The sequence below is a fragment of the Nocardia halotolerans genome (genome assembly GCF_042650145.1).
Taxonomy (GTDB): domain Bacteria; phylum Actinomycetota; class Actinomycetes; order Mycobacteriales; family Mycobacteriaceae; genus Nocardia; species Nocardia halotolerans.
Window position 1 is genome coordinate 927,781 of sequence record NZ_JBHSDL010000014.1, and the last position, 16,950, is coordinate 944,730.

Annotated in this window: 14 protein-coding genes; 11 read left to right on the plus strand and 3 right to left on the minus strand. The window is 67.6% G+C overall.

Annotation, left to right across the window (positions count from 1 at the left end; translation table 11 throughout):
- Positions 1-152: 152 nt before the first annotated feature.
- Positions 153-1,526 carry a cation:proton antiporter gene (locus tag ACFO5K_RS14855; RefSeq protein ID WP_378561987.1) on the plus strand — a complete coding sequence of 458 codons (1,374 nt, stop codon included), beginning with the start codon at positions 153-155 and terminating at the stop codon, positions 1,524-1,526.
- A 12-nt stretch (positions 1,527-1,538) separates the two neighbouring features.
- Entirely contained in the window at positions 1,539-2,393 is an 855-nt protein-coding gene (locus ACFO5K_RS14860; protein WP_378561990.1) for a P1 family peptidase, read from the plus strand.
- Between the two features lie 12 nt (positions 2,394-2,405).
- Here ACFO5K_RS14860 and ACFO5K_RS14865 read toward each other — a convergent pair whose 3' ends face one another.
- Entirely contained in the window at positions 2,406-3,041 is a 636-nt protein-coding gene (locus ACFO5K_RS14865) for a TetR/AcrR family transcriptional regulator (RefSeq protein WP_378561993.1), read from the minus strand.
- Between the two features lie 68 nt (positions 3,042-3,109).
- Between ACFO5K_RS14865 and ACFO5K_RS14870 the strand changes: the two genes are divergently transcribed.
- The 5 genes from ACFO5K_RS14870 to ACFO5K_RS14890 all read left to right on the plus strand — a co-directional run bounded on the left by ACFO5K_RS14870 (position 3,110) and on the right by ACFO5K_RS14890 (position 10,322).
- Positions 3,110-4,651, plus strand: coding sequence for a flavin-containing monooxygenase (locus ACFO5K_RS14870; protein WP_378561995.1), 1,542 nt, complete (start codon positions 3,110-3,112; stop codon positions 4,649-4,651).
- Complete coding sequence (locus tag ACFO5K_RS14875; RefSeq protein ID WP_378561997.1) at positions 4,648-5,481, plus strand: SDR family NAD(P)-dependent oxidoreductase; 834 nt, start codon at positions 4,648-4,650, stop codon at positions 5,479-5,481. The genes ACFO5K_RS14870 and ACFO5K_RS14875 overlap by 4 nt, the downstream gene beginning before the upstream one ends.
- A gap of 25 nt (positions 5,482-5,506) precedes the next feature.
- Entirely contained in the window at positions 5,507-6,460 is a 954-nt protein-coding gene (locus tag ACFO5K_RS14880; protein WP_378562000.1) for an alpha/beta hydrolase, read from the plus strand.
- A gap of 92 nt (positions 6,461-6,552) precedes the next feature.
- The gene (locus ACFO5K_RS14885; RefSeq protein ID WP_378562002.1) at positions 6,553-8,346 is read left to right on the plus strand and encodes an AMP-dependent synthetase/ligase; all 1,794 of its coding nucleotides are present in this window, start codon (positions 6,553-6,555) and stop codon (positions 8,344-8,346) included.
- Between the two features lie 293 nt (positions 8,347-8,639).
- A complete protein-coding gene (locus ACFO5K_RS14890) occupies positions 8,640-10,322 on the plus strand; it encodes a molybdopterin-dependent oxidoreductase (RefSeq protein ID WP_378562005.1) in 1,683 nt (560 codons plus the stop codon).
- A gap of 19 nt (positions 10,323-10,341) precedes the next feature.
- Here the strand turns inward: ACFO5K_RS14890 and ACFO5K_RS14895 are convergent, their stop codons facing one another.
- A complete protein-coding gene (locus tag ACFO5K_RS14895) occupies positions 10,342-11,808 on the minus strand; it encodes a DHA2 family efflux MFS transporter permease subunit (RefSeq protein ID WP_378562008.1) in 1,467 nt (488 codons plus the stop codon).
- A 247-nt stretch (positions 11,809-12,055) separates the two neighbouring features.
- On the opposite strand from ACFO5K_RS14895, the gene ACFO5K_RS14900 reads away from it, so the two are divergent.
- Genes ACFO5K_RS14900 through ACFO5K_RS14915 form a run of 4 tightly spaced genes read left to right on the plus strand, consistent with a single transcriptional unit; the run spans position 12,056 to position 15,091 of the window.
- The gene (locus ACFO5K_RS14900) at positions 12,056-12,559 is read left to right on the plus strand and encodes a DUF3558 domain-containing protein (RefSeq protein ID WP_378563862.1); all 504 of its coding nucleotides are present in this window, start codon (positions 12,056-12,058) and stop codon (positions 12,557-12,559) included.
- A 14-nt stretch (positions 12,560-12,573) separates the two neighbouring features.
- Positions 12,574-12,951 (plus strand): hypothetical protein, encoded by a 378-nt coding sequence (locus ACFO5K_RS14905; RefSeq protein ID WP_378562011.1) that lies wholly within the window; start codon positions 12,574-12,576, stop codon positions 12,949-12,951.
- Positions 12,951-14,318 (plus strand): hypothetical protein, encoded by a 1,368-nt coding sequence (locus tag ACFO5K_RS14910; RefSeq protein ID WP_378562014.1) that lies wholly within the window; start codon positions 12,951-12,953, stop codon positions 14,316-14,318. Before ACFO5K_RS14905 ends, ACFO5K_RS14910 begins: the two co-directional genes overlap by 1 nt.
- Before the next feature lie 8 nt (positions 14,319-14,326).
- The gene (locus ACFO5K_RS14915) at positions 14,327-15,091 is read left to right on the plus strand and encodes an ESX secretion-associated protein EspG (RefSeq protein WP_378562017.1); all 765 of its coding nucleotides are present in this window, start codon (positions 14,327-14,329) and stop codon (positions 15,089-15,091) included.
- Positions 15,092-15,274: 183 nt separating this feature from the next.
- Here ACFO5K_RS14915 and ACFO5K_RS14920 read toward each other — a convergent pair whose 3' ends face one another.
- Positions 15,275-16,846 carry an acyl-CoA carboxylase subunit beta gene (locus ACFO5K_RS14920; RefSeq protein WP_378562020.1) on the minus strand — a complete coding sequence of 524 codons (1,572 nt, stop codon included), beginning with the start codon at positions 16,844-16,846 and terminating at the stop codon, positions 15,275-15,277.
- Positions 16,847-16,950: the final 104 nt, after the last annotated feature.

Consider the following 16,950-nt stretch of genomic DNA (forward strand, 5'->3'; position numbering starts at 1 on the left):
CGGCATCCACCCGATCGGGGGGATGCACGCTCAGCGGGCGACTGCCAGTGTTGTCATCGGCGCGATCGATCTGCTCGAGTGGGTACCCGACCCGCGAGTCGACGGTATGTGCCGGCACTGTTGATTTCGCTCTGTCAGGTAATGGGGGCTTTGTGCCGACACTGTTCGAGGTAACCACCCATTTCTTCCTTCAGCTCGCCGTCATCCTGATCGTGTACCGGGTGTTCGTGCTCTTGTTCCGCGGACTGCGGCAGGCACAGGTCGTGGCGATGATGGTCGCGGGATTCGCGCTGGGACCATCGGTGCTGGGCTGGGTGGTTCCGGCGGCGCAGCAGTGGCTGTTCCCCACCGAGCTCGCGATCGGGACGACCACGATCGCCCACCCGAATCTGTCCGTCATCTATGTGCTGGGACAGCTCGGGCTGGTGCTGTACATGTTCATGGTCGGGGCATCGTTCAAACTCGACATCCTCGGTGCGCATTCGCGGCAGGCGAGCGCGACTTCGGCTGCCGGAGTGCTGGTTCCGCTGCTGATCGGCGGCCTGACCGGATGGTTGCTCGTCAGCGCGGGCGGATTCTTCACCGCCGGGGTCGAGTCCTGGCAGGGCGCGCTGTTCGTCGCGGCGGCCGTGGCGATCACCGCCTTCCCGATGCTGGCCTGGATCATCTACGACGCGGGCCTGATCGACACCCGGCTCGGCACGATGTCGTTGTCCTGCGCGGCGGTCGACGACGCGTGCGCCTGGGTGCTGCTGGCCACCGTGGTGGCCACGACGAAGGACTCCATGAGCACCGCGGTGCTCGCCGTCGGTGGCGGTCTGTGCTATCTGCTGTTCATGGTCTTCGTCGCCCGGCGCGCGCTGGCCCGCTTCGACACCTGGATCGTGGCGCGCGACCGCGGCGAGCACACCAGTTCCATTCCCCTCACCTACCTCTCGGTTGTGCTGATCACCATTCTGCTGGCCGGCTGGTTCACCGACTATGTGGGCATCTACTCCGTTTTCGGGGCATTCATCGCCGGCGCCGTGATGCCCCGCGGGGAATTACTCGAACGCACCCTGGGACGCTTCGAACCACTGGTCGCCTATTTGCTTCTGCCCGCGTTCTTCATCTATTCCGGGCTCAACACCGAATTGAGTCTCATATTCGAACCGGCAGTGTTGATCGCCGCGCTGGTGATTCTCGTGGTGGCGTTCGCCGGAAAATTCGGCGCGGTGTATTTCGCGGCTCGCTGGCAGGGCATGAGCCGGCACGAGGCGGGTTCGATGGGCGCCCTGGCCAACGCGCGCGGCCTCATGGAGCTCATCCTGCTCAACATCGGCCTCACCGCCGGCCTGATCACGAGCGCGCTCTACACGGTCCTGGCGCTGATGGCGATCATCACCACTTTCGCGGCCGGCCCGGTACAACATCTGTTCCAGCGCCGCGCCTGGCGCAACGGGTACGTCTTCGGGCCGTCCGGCGAAGCACCGCGGCCCGGTTTCCACCGGAACAAGCCTGTGCCGTCGGCACAGCGAGCACAGTGAATCGAGGTACAGATGGCGATCGACATTCCCGGATTCCGCATCGGCCACTGGTCGGATCCGGTCGGTGAGACGGGCTGCAGCGTGCTGCTCTTTCCCGAGAACACCACCGCGTCCTGTGAGGTGCGCGGTGGCGGACCGGCCAGTCGTGAACTCCACGCGCTGGCCCCGGACAAGTTGGTGACATTCGCCGACGCGGCCGTGCTGACCGGCGGTTCCGCATTCGGGCTCGCGGCAGCCGACGGCGTCATGCGGTTCCTGGAGGAACGCGGACGCGGAGTGCCCACGCCCGCCGGCCGGGTTCCGATCGTTCCCACGTTGGCGATCTTCGACCTCGCCGCAGGCAGTTCCGCGGCGCGGCCCACCGCCGACAACGGATACGAAGCGGCGCACTCGGCCGCTGGGGATCAGATCCTGTCCGGACGCGTCGGCGCGGGCACGGGCGCCTACACGTCCCAATGGCGTGGCCCCGCCGGGCGGCGCCCCGGCGGCCTCGCCTACGCCCAGCGTCGCCTGGGGGAACTCGTCGTCGGCGCGATCTGCGTGGTGAACGCCTTCGGCGACATCGACGACGGCACCGGTGAAGTCGACCTGGATGCGGTGGCCCTGGGCCATCCGGTCGATCCCACCGCACGTCTGCACACCACGATCGGGGTGGTGGTCACCAACGCCCGGCTGGACAAGATGGGCTGCCACATCGTGGCGCAGGGCGCGAACGACGGGCTGGCGCGAGCCGTCACCCCGCCACATGCCCGGTTCGACGGCGACGGATTCATCGCGGCCGCGACCGGTTCGGTCGATGCCGATGTCGACTTGGTGCGCCTGATGGCGCTGGCGGCCGTCGCCCAGGCCATCCGTTCGATCGGATAGCCGGCTGCGAACTCAGCTCTGCAGCGCCGTGATCAACGCCGGGCTCAGGGCCAGCGCGGGCAGCGATTCCACCAGCAGGTCGACCAGCTCCTCGCGGCTGATGGGCTTTTCGACCATCCAGGTGAGGATGGTTTCCTCGACGAAGGCGATCCAGCCGCGGATGGCGAGGGTGAGTCGGGCCAGATCGGGATCGGCGGGGGGCAGTGGCAGTTCGCTGACGATGAGGTCGGCGATGGCGGCGCGGGTTTCGTTGACGTACTCGACCATGTCCGGGGTGCCGCTGGCCGGGCCGCGCAGCACCGAACGGTAGGCCGCGGACTGGTCGGTGGCATAGTCGACGAACCGTTCGATGGAGTCACGCAGCATGTCGAACAGCGACAGATCGCGGTTGGGCATGATCGCGGTGAAGAACTGGCTGGTCACGTGCCGGGCGATCGCCTCGTGGAATTCCTGCTTGGAGGCGAAGTAGTGGAACAGCAGCCCGCGCGAGATGCCGGCCTGTTTGGCGATGTCGTCGACGGAGACGTCCTCGAGCGCGCGGTCGGCCAGCATCTGCGCGCCGAGGGTGATCAGTTGCAGCCGACGCTCCTCGGGGCTGAGCCGGACGCGCTTGGTCTCTCCCGAACTCCTGATGCTCACATCGGCCATCCTAACCGCTACTGAGTCTGGTTCAATAGCTGTTGACTCCGTCTCAATAAGGCCGTAGTCTGCGTTACATGAGTCGTAAGGTTACAGACAATGATGTCGAACCCCGAGTCGCCCGCCACGCCAAGACGATCATCATCGGCAGTGGTTTCGCGGGGCTCGGCCTGGCCATTCGCCTGAGCCAACAGGGGCGCGAGGATTTCCTCGTCCTCGAGCGTGGCAGCGAAGTCGGCGGCACCTGGCGCGACAACACCTACCCGGGTGCTGCCTGCGACGTGCCCTCGCACCTGTATTCGTATTCCTTCGCGCTGAACCCGGACTGGACGCGCTCGTTCTCCAAGCAGGGCGAGATCCAGGCCTACATCAAGGGCGTCGCCGAACGCTACGACGTGCTCGATCGCCACGTCTTCGACTGCGATGTGCAGTCCATGCGGTGGAACGACGACGCCGCGCAGTGGGAGATCGGCTCGAGCCAGGGTGAGTTCACCGCCGACACCGTGGTCTCCGCGGTCGGCGCGCTGTGCGAGCCCTCGCTGCCCGACATCAAGGGCATCAACGACTTCGACGGCGAGATCTTCCACTCCGCCCGCTGGAATCACGACGCCGACCTGACCGGCAAGCGCGTCGCGGTGATCGGCACCGGCGCCTCCGCCATCCAGATCGTGCCCGCCATCGCGGACAAGGTCGACACCCTCGACGTCTACCAGCGCACCGCACCCTGGCTGCTGCCGCGCATGGACCGGCCCTACCTGCTGCCCGAGCGCCTGGCGTTCAAGCACATCCCCGGCGTGCAGCGCCTGAGCCGCGCGGCCATCTACGCCGCCCGCGAGACCCAGGTCGTTGGCCTGGCGAAGTTCCCGCCGCTGATGAAGGCCTTCGAGGCGCTGTCACGGGCCAAGCTGCAGATCGAGATCCGCGACCCCGAACTGCGCAAGAAGGTCACCCCGAACTACCGGATCGGCTGCAAGCGCATGCTGATCTCCAACGAGTACTACCCCGCGCTCGACCGCGACAACGTCGACGTGGTCACCGACCGCATCGCCGAGGTGAAGGCCGGCTCGATCGTCACCGAAGACGGCACCGAACGCGAGATCGACGCGCTGATCGTGGCCACCGGCTTCCACGTCACCGATTCGCCCACCTACAACTGCATGGTCGGGCGCGACGGACGCACCTTGTCCGAGGTGTTCGACGACATCGGCCAGCAGGCCTACAAGGGCTCGGCCATCGCGAACTTCCCCAACATGTTCTTCCTGGTGGGCCCGAACGTGGGCCTGGGACACACCTCGATGGTGTACATGATCGAATCGCAGATCAATTACGTCAGCGACGCGCTGGCCGCCATCGACGGACAGGGTCTGCGCACTGTCGAAGTGCGGCCCGACGTGCAGCAGGCCTACAACGCCGACCTGCAGGAAAAGCTGGGAAAGACGGTCTGGAACACTGGCGGCTGCGCCAGCTGGTACCTGGACAAGCACGGTAACAACACCACGTTGTGGCCGGACTTCACATTCGAATTCCGTAGGCTCACAAAACATTTCGATGTTTCGGCCTACACTACGTCAACCGCAGACGCCGCAGGCGCTAACAGGGAAGTGGTGGCAGCACAGTGAGCAAAGATGCTTACTTCACGAACAAGGTCTGTGTGATCACCGGTGCCGGCTCCGGCATCGGCCGGGCACTGGCCGAGAACCTCGCAAAGCGCGGCGCCAAGCTGGCGCTGAGCGACATCGACGCCGAGGGTCTGGCCGAGACCACGCGCCTGTGCGAGGCACTGGGCGCGCAGGTGAAGTCCGACCGGCTCAACGTGGCCGAGCGCGAGGCCTTCCTGCTCTACGCCGACCAGGTGAAGGCACACTTCGGTGTGGTGCACCAGGTCTACAACAACGCGGGCATCGCCTACCACGGTGACGTCGTGAAGACCGAGTTCAAAGACATCGAACGCATCATGGATGTGGACTTCTGGGGTGTCGTCAACGGCACCAAGGCGTTCCTGCCGATGCTGATCGAGTCCGGCGACGGCCACGTCGTCAACGTCTCCAGCCTCTTCGGCCTGGTCACCGTGCCCGGCCAGGCCGCCTACAACTCGGCCAAGTTCGCGGTGCGCGGCTTCACCGAGGCGCTGTACCAGGAGATGAAGGTCGCCAAGGCGCCGGTCAAGGTCACCTGTGTGCACCCCGGCGGCATCAAGACCGCCGTCGCGCGCAACGCCACCTACGCCGAGGGCATGGACGGCGCCAACGCCGCCACCCTGTTCGACAAGTACCTGGCGATCCACAGCCCCGAGATGGCCGCGCAGACCATCACCGAGGGCGTGCGCAAGGGCAACGCCCGCGTGCTGATCGGCTGGGAGGCCAAGGTGCTCGACGTGAGCGTGCGCTTCCTGGCTTCGGGCTACAACCGGATCTCGGCCGTGGTCAACGGCCGCTTCATGCCGCACTGACACCCTCGAGAATCCAGGAAACGCCATGCGCGACTTCAAGATTCCGCTGCCACTGGCCCGCGCGGTGCTCGACCCGATCTTCCGGGTGACACTGCACTCGCGGTTACCCGTGGCGCTACAGCGCGCCCTGCTCGACGTGGGCTCGCTGCTGCAGTTGCTGCCCGACGGTGCGGTCGTGCAACCACTACAGCTGGGCGGGCGCCCGGCCGAACGGGTACTCGCCGAGACCGCCATCCCCGGTTCGCGTACCGGTGCGGTGGCACCCGAGCGTGCCGCGGGCGCGATCCTGTACCTGCACGGCGGCGGTTACGTGGTCGGCTCGCTGACCACGCACCGCTCGCTGGTGGCCCACCTGGCGCGGGAATCATCGTGCGCGGTGTATTCGCTGGACTACCGGCTCGCGCCGGAGCACCCGTTCCCGGCCGGTCTCGACGACGCCGAGGCCGCGTTCCTGGATCTGGTGGACAACGTCGGCTACCGGCCCGAGCAGATCTGCCTGGCCGGTGACTCGGCCGGCGGTGGCCTGTCGCTGGCACTGGCCCAGCGACTGCTCGAGCGGCACCAGATGACGCCCGCCGCACTCGGGCTCATCGCACCCTGGACCGACCCCACCGAAATACCGAGCAAAGACCGCGACCTGGTGATCAACCGGGCGTGGTCGCAAGCGTGCGCCGCCTTCTATCTCGGCGACGGCGACGCCACCGCGGCGGGCTACGCCCCGCTCACCGGTAACCTGATCGGCCTGCCACCCACCTACGTGCAGGTCGATGTGAGCGAAATGTTGCACGACCAGTGTTCCAAGCTCGTCTCAGCCCTGCGTGGAGCGGGCGTACACGTCCGGTTCACCGAAACCCGCGGCCTCTGGCACGTCGCGCAACTGCAGGCCGCGCTGGTCACCGAGGCAGCGTTGGCACTCAGCGAACTCGCAGAGTTCCTGCGAGAAGCAATTCAGCCGGTATCGATCAACGATTTACGATAAGCCCTGGTGACAGGCATTTTGGACGGCGATATCGCGCACCGTCCGAACGTGTCGTAGATTACTGGCGAGTAGAACCCACTGGAAGGGCACAGATGCGAGAGTTCGAAGTTCCGGCTTCCTACACCATCCCGGACGATGCGAACAATTCCGACAACGTCTTCCGCTTCGCCGCGGAGACGCCGAACGCGGTGTTGTTCAACGTCCCGAACGGCAGCGGCGGCTGGAACGACGTCAACGCGGCCGAATTCGAGAAGGCCGTCATCGGCGTCGCGAAGGGCCTGATCGCCGCAGGTATCGAACTGGGTGACCGCGTTGCCATCATGTCGTCGACCCGGTACGAGTGGACACTGCTCGACTTCGCGATCTGGGCCGCCGGTGGTGTGACCGTCGCGATCTACGACAGCTCCGCCGCCGAGCAGGCCAAGTGGATCCTGCAGGATTCCGAAACCAAGCTGCTGGTCATCGAGAACGACAAGCACCGCGCCACGATCGACGAGATCGACGCCGGTTCGATGCCCGCGCTCGCCGAGACCCTGCAGATCGACAAGGGTGCCATCGACGCGCTGATCAGCCGTGGCGCCGAGCTCGACGACGAGGTCGTGCACACCCGGCGCAAGCAGGTCGGCGCGGCCTCGCCCGCCACCCTGATCTACACCTCGGGCACCACGGGCAAGCCCAAGGGCGTCCAGCTCACCCACGCCAACCTGTACGCCGAGTCGCGCTCGGGTTGCATCGAGCTCAGCGCCTTCGTCTCCGAAGGCCAGAAGACCCTGCTGTTCCTTCCGCTCGCGCACGTGTTCGCGCGCGCCGTCGCGCTCATCGCCTTCGATTCGCGTGCGACCATCCGCCACACCGCGGACTGGACGACCCTGGTCGAGCAGTTCGGTGACTTCAAGCCGGACTTCATCCTCTCGGTGCCGCGCGTGTTCGAGAAGGTGTTCAACTCGGCCGAGCAGAAGGCGCACGACGGCGGCAAGGGCAAGATCTTCGACGCCGCCGCCGAGACCGCCATCGCCTACAGCGAAGCGCTGGAGCAGGGCGGCCCCGGCCTGCTGCTCAAGCTCAAGCACTTCGTCTTCGACAAACTGGTCTACAGCAAGCTGCGCGCCGCCCTCGGCGGGCAGTGCGTGGCCGCGGTCTCCGGTGGTGGCCCCCTGGGTGCGCGCCTGGGCCACTTCTTCCGTGGCGCCGGCGTCACCATCTACGAGGGCTACGGCCTGACCGAGACCACCGCCGCGTTCAGCGTGAACACCCCGGCCAACATCCGGGTCGGCACCGTCGGCCGGCCCCTGCAGGGCCACGCCGCCAAGATCGCCGAGGACGGCGAGCTGCTGCTCAAGGGTTCGGTGGTGTTCGACGGCTACTGGAAGAACCCCGAGGCCACCGCCGAAGCGATCGAGGACGGCTGGTTCAAGACCGGCGACCTCGGCGCCATCGACGCCGACGGTTTCATCACCATCACCGGTCGCAAGAAGGAAATCCTGGTCACCGCGGGCGGCAAGAACGTCTCCCCCGCGATCCTCGAGGACTCCCTGCGCGCGCACCCGCTGATCAGCCAGGTGATGGTCGTCGGTGACGGCCAGCCCTTCATCGGCGCCCTGATCACCCTCGATCCCGAGGCCCTCCCCGGCTGGAAGGACCGCCACGGCGTCTCCGCCGACACCTCGACCGAAACCCTGATCGAGAACGAGGCCCTGATCGCCGACATCCAGGCCGCGGTCGACGAGACCAACAAGAAGGTCTCCAAGGCCGAAGCGATCAAGAAGATCCGCATCCTCCCGGTCGATTGGACCCAGGAGACCGGCGAGCTCACCCCGAAGATGTCGCTCAAGCGCGCCGTCGTCATGAAGCAGTACGCAGGCGAAGTGGACAAGATCTACTCGTAACACTGGCGGCTGGTGCCGCGGGGTTTTCGGCCCCTTGTGCCTCGCTCCCGAGGGGCGATACTTCGGCTTCGCCGTTACGTCTCGCCCCTCGGGAGCGAGGCGGCCGAAAACCCGTGGTGGTTCGGTTGTGATTTCGGAAGGCCGGTTGCTTTAAGGCAACCGGCCTTTCGGCTTCTCTGGGGGTCGGTCATCAGGACGGTGGCGTGGTGGGCGGCAGGCTTTGCCGAAACGGCCCTGCCAACGGCTACGGATCGGTTTCCGCGTCGTCCGGGCCTGCGACGTAGGGTCGGCGCATGGCGGTGTTGCGGGTCGTGGCCGGGATCGTGGCGGGTGCGGTGGTGCTCGGGGTGGCCGAGCTGGTGGCGGGGTTCACCGGTACCGATGGCGCACCCGCGTACGCGGTGGGAGCGCTGGTCGTCGACCACACGCCCGATGGGCTCCGGGAGTGGGCCATCTCGACGTTCGGGACGAACGACAAGGCCGTGCTGTTCGTGTGCATGGGCGTGGTGGCGGCACTGGTCGCGGGGGCGGCCGGGATGCTGGAGCGAACCACACGGCCGATCGGATCGGTGATGTTCACCGTCTTCGGGGTGCTGGCCGCGGTGATCGGAATCTCGCACGTGGGCGGGGTTTCGGGGATGTGGCCCGCGTTGCTCGGCACCGTCGCGGGGATTGTCGCGTTGCGGGGATCGACGAAGCGGATCGATCAGGTTCAAGGCGCGTCCGCCGCCAGGGTCTCCGACGGCGTGTCCACGTCCGAAGAAACCGGCGCGCAGGACAGGCTCGATGCGACGACAACCGGGCCAGACGCTCTCGACGCGACGACAACCCGGACCGGCGGGCAGGAGACGCTCGACCCACCGACAACCGGCGACCGCGTAGCCCGCGGCGAGATGGGCAGAGCCGGGCGGCGCCGTGTGCTCGGTGGGATCGCGGCGACCGGGGTATTGGCGTTCGGCGCCGGGCTGGCGGGGCGCTTGCTGAGCGCGGCGCGCGGTGATGTGACCGCGGAACGGGCCATGGTCGAATTGCCCAGAGCCGCAGACCCTCTGCCGCCACTTCCGCCCGAGGCAGACCTGCGGGTACCCGGTCTCACGCCCTACCTCACCCCCAACGACGACTTCTACCGCATCGACACGGCCCTCACCGTCCCCCAGGTGTCGACCGAGACCTGGTCACTACGCATCCACGGCATGGTGGACCGCGAGCTCGAACTCAGCTGGGACGACCTGCTCGCCCGCACCCCGGTCGAGCACCTGGTCACCCTGGCGTGCGTGTCCAACCCGATCAACGGTGACCTCATCGGCAACGCGAACTGGCTGGGCTATCGCCTCGACGAGCTACTCGCCGAAGCGGGCCCACTGCCCGGCGCCGACATGGTCCTGTCCCACAGCGCGGACGGCTGGACCGCCGGCACGCCCCTGTCGGCCCTCACCGACGGCCGCGACGCCCTGCTCGCCGTCGGCATGAACGGTGCACCGCTGCCCCTCCAGCACGGATACCCGGCCCGGCTGGTCGTGCCCGGCCTCTACGGCTATGTCTCGGCCACCAAGTGGGTCACCGAACTCGAGGTGACCCGTTTCGACCGGGCCACCGCCTATTGGACCCGCCGTGGCTGGTCCGAACGTGGCCCGATCAAAACCGGCACCCGCATCGACACCCCACGTGGCCGGGGTCGCATCCCCCAGGGCCGCACCGTTATCGCGGGTGTGGCGTGGGCGCAGCACCGTGGCGTGCGAACCGTCGAAGTGCGGATCGATGACGGCGACTGGCAGCAGGCACGCCTGTCCACCGAAGTCACCACCGACACCTGGCGCCAATGGGTCTACGACTGGGACGCAACCCCCGGCCAGCACACCATCCGCGCCCGCACCACCGACACCACCGGCGTCCCGCAGACCGCGGTCGAACAAGACGTCGTCCCGGACGGCGCCACCGGCCACCCCACCCTCACCATCCAGGTGCAAGAAAGCTGATCACCCGATCGGGGCCGGCTCAGAGCGAAGTTTTCGCGAATTCAGGTTTGGGTGTCGCCGACTTCGTGTGGCCCACGAACAGCGATGCGGCGATCAAGCCGACGATGAGGATGACGGCGGGCAGCAGCATCGACTGGGCCAGGGCGGTGCTGAATTCCGTGACGATCTGGGGTGGGAGGGGTCCGGTGGAGGTTCCTTCGCCGATGGGGGCGGTCTCGCCCAGGCCGTTGGCGGCGAGCCGGGAGGCGATGAGTGCGCTGATCGCGGCGCTGCCGAGCACCGACCCCACCTGCCGGGTGGTGTTGTAGACACCGGCGCCCGCCCCGGCCTTGGTGACCGGCAGGTTGTGGGTGGCCGTGGAACCCAGCGGCGCCCAGATGCAGGCGTTGGCCAGGCCCGCGATGCCGGCGGCGATCAGGAACAGCACGATCGAGGAATCCGGGCTCATCAGCGCGGCGAAACCGAACACCGAGGCGGCGAACAGCGCGAACCCGATGGTCGGCACCAGGCGCGGCGGCAACCGGTCGGAGAACTTGCCGATGAACGGCGCCGTGCACCCGGTGACGATCGCCATCGGCGCGAACACCAGCGCGGAGGTGGTGGGCGACATCTCGCGCACGGCCTGCAAGTAGAAGTAGGCGGGCACCATCAGCGAGGTGGTGGCCGCGCCCATCGCCGCGATGCCCAGGTTCGCCAGCGCGAAATTGCGGTCCCGGAACAGGCTCAACGGCACCAGCGGTTCGCCCGTGTTGCGCGACTGGTTGATCACGAACACCACCAGCATCACCACACCGAAGCCGATCAGCGCCCAGATCCACGGCGCCCAGTCCTGCGAGTTGCCCTCCTGGATGCCGAACACCAGCGCCACCATGCCGATGCCACTGAGCACCACGCCGACGATGTCGAACTTGTGGTCGATCCTGGGCAAGGCCGGCACCAACCACATCGCCAAACCGAACGCGACGAGACCGAACGGCACGTTGACGATGAAGATCCACTCCCAGCCGAGGCTGTCGACCAGCACACCACCCAGGATCGGCCCGATCAGCGTGGCCAAACCGGCCACCCCACCCCACAACCCCATCGCGGCGCCACGCCGGTCCGGCGGGAAGGTGCGGGTGATCACCGCCATCGTCTGCGGCGTCATCATCGCCGCGCCGATCCCCTGTGCGGCGCGAGCGGCGATCAGCATCCCGATACTGCCCGACAACCCGCACCACAGCGACGCGACCGTGAACGTCGCCAAACCGATCAGATAGATGTTCTTCGGCCCGAATTTGTCGCCGAGGCGCCCGGTGACCAGCAGCGGCACCGCGAAGGTGAGCAGGTAGGCGCTGGTGACCCAGATGACGCTGGAGATGTCGGCGCCCAGATCGGCCATGATCGCCGGATTGGCGACCGCGACGATCGTCATGTCCAGCAAGATCATGAAGAAGCCGACCACCAGCGCGAACAGTGCCAGCCAAGGATTACGTTCGGTGGTCATCGGGTCCGTTCCTATCGCCAAACCTCGACATTACGCGTTTCGCAGGCTCCAGAAACCGCTCGAACCACGTTACCGGGCCACCCGGTGAGGCCCTGGCAACAGCTCTCGACGTCACCGATCACCGGAGGCCACGGCCCGTTCCGCCCTTGATCCGGGAGTGGAACCGGGGGTGAGCGATTGTTAGGCTCACGGTCGAACTGTCGACGCGCGTGAAGGGGTGGGGATGAGGCGGGTTCTCGGGTCGTTGATGGTCGCTGGGGCTGTGGTCGGAGCTGTCGTGGGGTGTGACGACGACAGTTCGGGGAAGCCGGTGGCTACCAGTAGTGCTGCGGCGCCGGTGTTGTGGGATCCGTGTTCGGAGATCTCTGATGAGGTGATTCGGGCAGCCGGAGCCGACCCGGCTACGGAAGAAAGCGGGATCGGCGGGGTACATCAGTCTGGGTGGGAGATGTGCACGTGGATGGGCGACACGTACAGCGTCGCGGTGTTTTCGACCGGCCGCACTGTGGCCGAGTTCGAGCAAAAGCCAGGCCAGGTCGACTTCCAGGACGTGACTATCGGCGGTAGGGCCGGACGACAGTTCAGGGTCGAGGGCGCATCCAAGGATCTCCGTTGCGATGTGTTGTTCGCTGCCCGACAAGGCGTCGTACAGATCAGCATCTTGAATCGAGCCAGCCTGACTGGAATCGACGGCCCGTGCCTGTCCGCAGAACGAGCCGGTGAAGTTCTCGTACCCACCTTTCCGATTTGAGCCGTGGGGGACAAATGAGCGAATCCACCGCATATACCCAACTGTTGAGCCAGGTACGCGCTGGCGAGGTGTACCTGGACAACGAGGCCGCCGCTTACTACTGCTACAAAGCGTGCGACAAAAGAATTCTAGACCTCGAGAACATGCTCACCCTGGCCAGAAACGTCCAGAACGTCAGCGGGTTCGGCGATTTCCACATGGGCCGCGACCTCGAGCAGAAGTTCTTGAAGCAGGCTACCGGCGAACCGAATTCGATCGACGCGGTGATCCACAAAGACATCGAGGTCGTCCAAGAACTGCGCGAAGTCTTCGCGATCTCTTTCCAGCGCATCACCGGCCAGGACGTCGACAGTGCGAACGCACTCGACTACACCACCGAGCAGCTCGGCTGATGGTCAGCCCTTTCACACCCACCAACCCGTACCTGCAGAGTTCCGGCGAAGCCGATGGTCTGGGTCCGAAGATGATGAACGGCCTGATCAATGCCATCGCCGGTGGCGAACCGGAGGAGACCGTCGACGCCGCTGCCGTGCAGGATCGGTTCAACAACCACCGCGACACCGTTCGCCGGCGAGCCGGTGAACTCGGTTACGACGGTGAGTTCCGTCCGCAGGAAGTGCTCAACACCGACGATTTCGCGGGTGACGTGGCCACCCTGCGAGCGAAGGTCGACAAGATCGATCTCACCGCGGTCGAGAATCTCCGCGACGGCTGGAAGAAGATCGCCGAACGCAACACCACCTCGCTCACCGAATTCCAGGGCCACATCGCGCGCGGCACCGCACCGGATGTGTGGCGCGGCGCCGCCAGTACGGCCGCGGCGCAGACTGTCGCCGACTATCAGACGACGGGCAACCGGGTGACCACCGCGGCGGCGCTGACCGGGCACAAGGTCGACGAGTTGCTCACCGGCCTCGAGCCGACCAAACAGCTGGTGCCGCATGCCCCGGAACACCGCAGTGGTGTCGACAATCTCCGCTCGTGGGTGACCTTTCGCGGTTGGCGTAACGATGACGTCGCGGAGGAGAACGCCGCCGCCGAGGCGCGCCGGGTGCTGAAAACGGTGTACGCCCAGGTGGTGCACGACTCCGACAAGAATGTGCCGGTCATTCCACTGCCCGAGCCGATCGGGTCCGGTGACGGGGATGGCGGCCCGGTCGTCGGTGGGGGTGGCGACAACGGCAGTTCCGGTGGTGATCGCCCGGCCGGCGCCGACCCCGGTGCCGCGCAACCGAATACCTCTGAGCCCGCCGCCACCCAGGATCCGACTGCGGGTACTGGTCAACCCGGCAACGACACCGGCCAGGCTTCGCAGGACCCCCGCACGGACACGGCTCCGCAGTCGGCCGGTCCGGCGACCACCCCGGCGAGCACTCCGGCCGCGCTCGGCCTCGGCTCCCCCGGCCTCGGCTCCCCCGGGCTCGGTTCGCCCGGCGGCTCGCCAGGTGGCGGAAGCCCCGGGCTCGGCTCCGGCGGTCTCGGCGCCGGTGGCGGAGCCGGACTCCCAGGAGCCGCCGTGCCCGGTGGACCTGGTGGGCCCGGCTCGGCCGCTGCCGCGCGTGCGGCCGGTGCGGGCGCCGGTTCGGCTGCGGGTCGCGCGGGCATGATGGGCGGTGCACCCGGCGCCGGTCGCGGCAAGGGCGAGGACGACGAGTCGACCAAGGGGATCCCGGACTACCTGATCACCCAGGACAACAGCGACGAACTGACCGGCCTGGCGGACCTGCCGAAGACGGTGCCGCCGGTGATCGGCGCCTAGGACCTCCGATGCCGACGACCCGAACCTGGCGATTCAGCGCCCTCGAATTCCGCACACTGTGGGAAGTCACCGGCCGCGATGTGCTGCCCTATCCGCTGCGTCACCGACGCACCGACGAATTGCGCGCCGACGCCGTGCGGTCGAGGCAGGCGGCCGCCAGAACCTTGCGGCCGCAACTGGATTCCGACTTGGAGCAGGCGGTGCGTGTGCTGCTCGCACCGGCGGCCAGGGTGGAGGTCGCCGGTTTCGCGGGCACGACGAGAACGCTCGGCGCACACGGCGCGGTCGCGAACGACACCGCCGCGCTCGCGGTGCAGCAACCCGCCGCCGAGGGCGCCGACGGCGACATCCGGCTCACCCTCCTACCAGCCGCGGAACTGGCCGCAGCCGTACTCGACGCCCTCCCCCGTCGCGCCGCGGGCACCGGCGAAACCATCACCGTGCCGGCCGCCGACCTCGACGCCCCGCGCCCCCACGTCAGCGACCCGTGGCGCCCCACCCCGCGCGAACAGTTCGAGAAGTTCTTCACCCGCCCCACCGACGCCGCCTTCCACATCGCCGTCTACCCACACGGCAGCATCGACAACCGCCACACCGAAGGCCGCGACGACTTCCAACTCCACGACGTCACCGGCGACGGCCGCTACGTGCTCTACGGCACCCGCACCCTGACCGTGAAACCGGCACTCCCCCAACGCATCCCCACCACCCTGTCCACGATCATCACCCAGACGGTCACCGCCGTCCACAACGGCACCTACCTGGCCCACTGATCGCTCGGACGACGCCGAGCCACGGCGGAGGAGCCCGCGCCGACGGTCGGATCGATATCGTCCGTGCGGGTAGAGATCGCTCTCCCGGATGCCGGGCTTTCCGGGCTTACCGTCGTACCCGGCAACTTCCCTGTCGACATCGTCTGGCGTGACTTCGGAGCCGAGGTCGGCGAGTCCACAGGCTCAGATCGGGGAGATGGTGCGGCGTTTGGCGGGGACTCGGGCTGGGCGGCGGGGTTGGACGCGGGTGAGGGCTTCGAGGAGGAGGGGGCGGGTTCGGGAGGGCAGGACCACGTCGTCGATGCCGAAACCGTCGGCGGCCAGGAGGGGATCGATGTTGGCTTGGAAGAGCTTGATCAGCTCGGCGCGGCGTTCGGCGGGGTCGGGGGCGTTCTCGTAGTCGGCGCGGAAGGCCACGTCGACGGCGCTGTCGATGGGGATGGCACAGATTTCGGCGGTGGGCCAGGCCAGCGACAGGTCGGCGTCGATGCTGCGGCCACCGCCCATCACGATGTAGGCGGCGCCGTAGGCCTTGCGGGTGACGATGACGAAGCGGGGGACGGTCGCGTTGGCCAGTTCGTAGCCCAGGCGGGCGCTGCGCCGGACCAGGCCGGACTCTTCGGCGGCGGTGCCGACCAGGAAGCCGGGCAGGTCGATGAGGATGAGCAGCGGCACCCCGAAGGCGTCGCAGACGGCGACGAAGTGCGCGGCTTTCTCGCAGGCCGCGCTGTCGAGGGCGCCGGCCAGGTGCAGCGGCTGGTTGGCGACCACACCCACCGGGCGGCCGCCGATGCGGGCGAAGGCGGTGACCACGTTGGGTGCGTGGGTTCGTTTCACCTCGAACAGCGTGTCGCGGTCGGCGAGGGCGTCGATCACCGTGCGCACGTCGTAGCCGGCGCGCAGGGCGGCGGGGACCAGGTCGTCGATGTCGGCGGCGCCGTCGCCGGGCAGGTGGGGTGCGGCGGCGAGCACGGGCTCACCATCGGCCCAGGGCGGCAGGTAGGACAGGTAGAGGCGGATCGCGTCGATGGCCTCGTGTTCGTCGTCGGTGACCACGTCGACCACACCGCGTTCGGCCTGGACGTCGGCGCCGCCGATCTCGTCGTTGCTCAGGGATTCGCCGGTCGCGGCCTGCACCAGCGGCGCCGAGGACATGCCGATGGTGCCGATCCCGCGCACGATTGTGACGAAGTCGCAGCAGGCCGCGAGGTTGGCGGGGGCACCGAAACCCGGTCCCATCATCGCCGCGACGATCGGCACGTACCCGGACAGGTCGGCCAGGCGCATCAGCAGCCGTGAACCCGGGGCGGCCAGGCGGGAATCGAGGGCTTCCTGCATGCGGTGGCCACCGCCGTCCATCAGCATGACGAGCGGAATCTTGTCCAGCAGTGCGCGTTCCACGCATCGGTCCAGTTTGGCCATGCCGGTGGCGCCGTTGCTGCCGCCGAGCACGGTGAAGTCGAACGCGGCCAGTGCGAGCGGTCGTCCGTCGACGTAGGCGATGCCGGTGACCACGCCGTCGCCGGGCGCGACGAGGGGGGCGGCACCGGCCTGTGCGGGGCCGGGTCCGGCGAGGGCGCCGAACTCGTAGAAGCCGCCGTTGGCCAGCTGCGCCACGCGTTCGCGCGCGGTCATCTTGCCGCGCGCGTGCTGCTTGGCGACCTTGTCGGCACGCGCCTCGTCGGTCACGGCCGCGTAGGCGGCGCGCACCCGCTCGACCAGGGGGTTCACATCATCGCCGGACCTCGGGGGCATCAACGCTCACCTTTCACACTCGGCGGCAGTCGTCACCGCGTCGCTGCCGAGCGTAGCGTTTTTGGCCGAGGGCCAATAGGTGATCGGCCACCCCGCACCAGGTC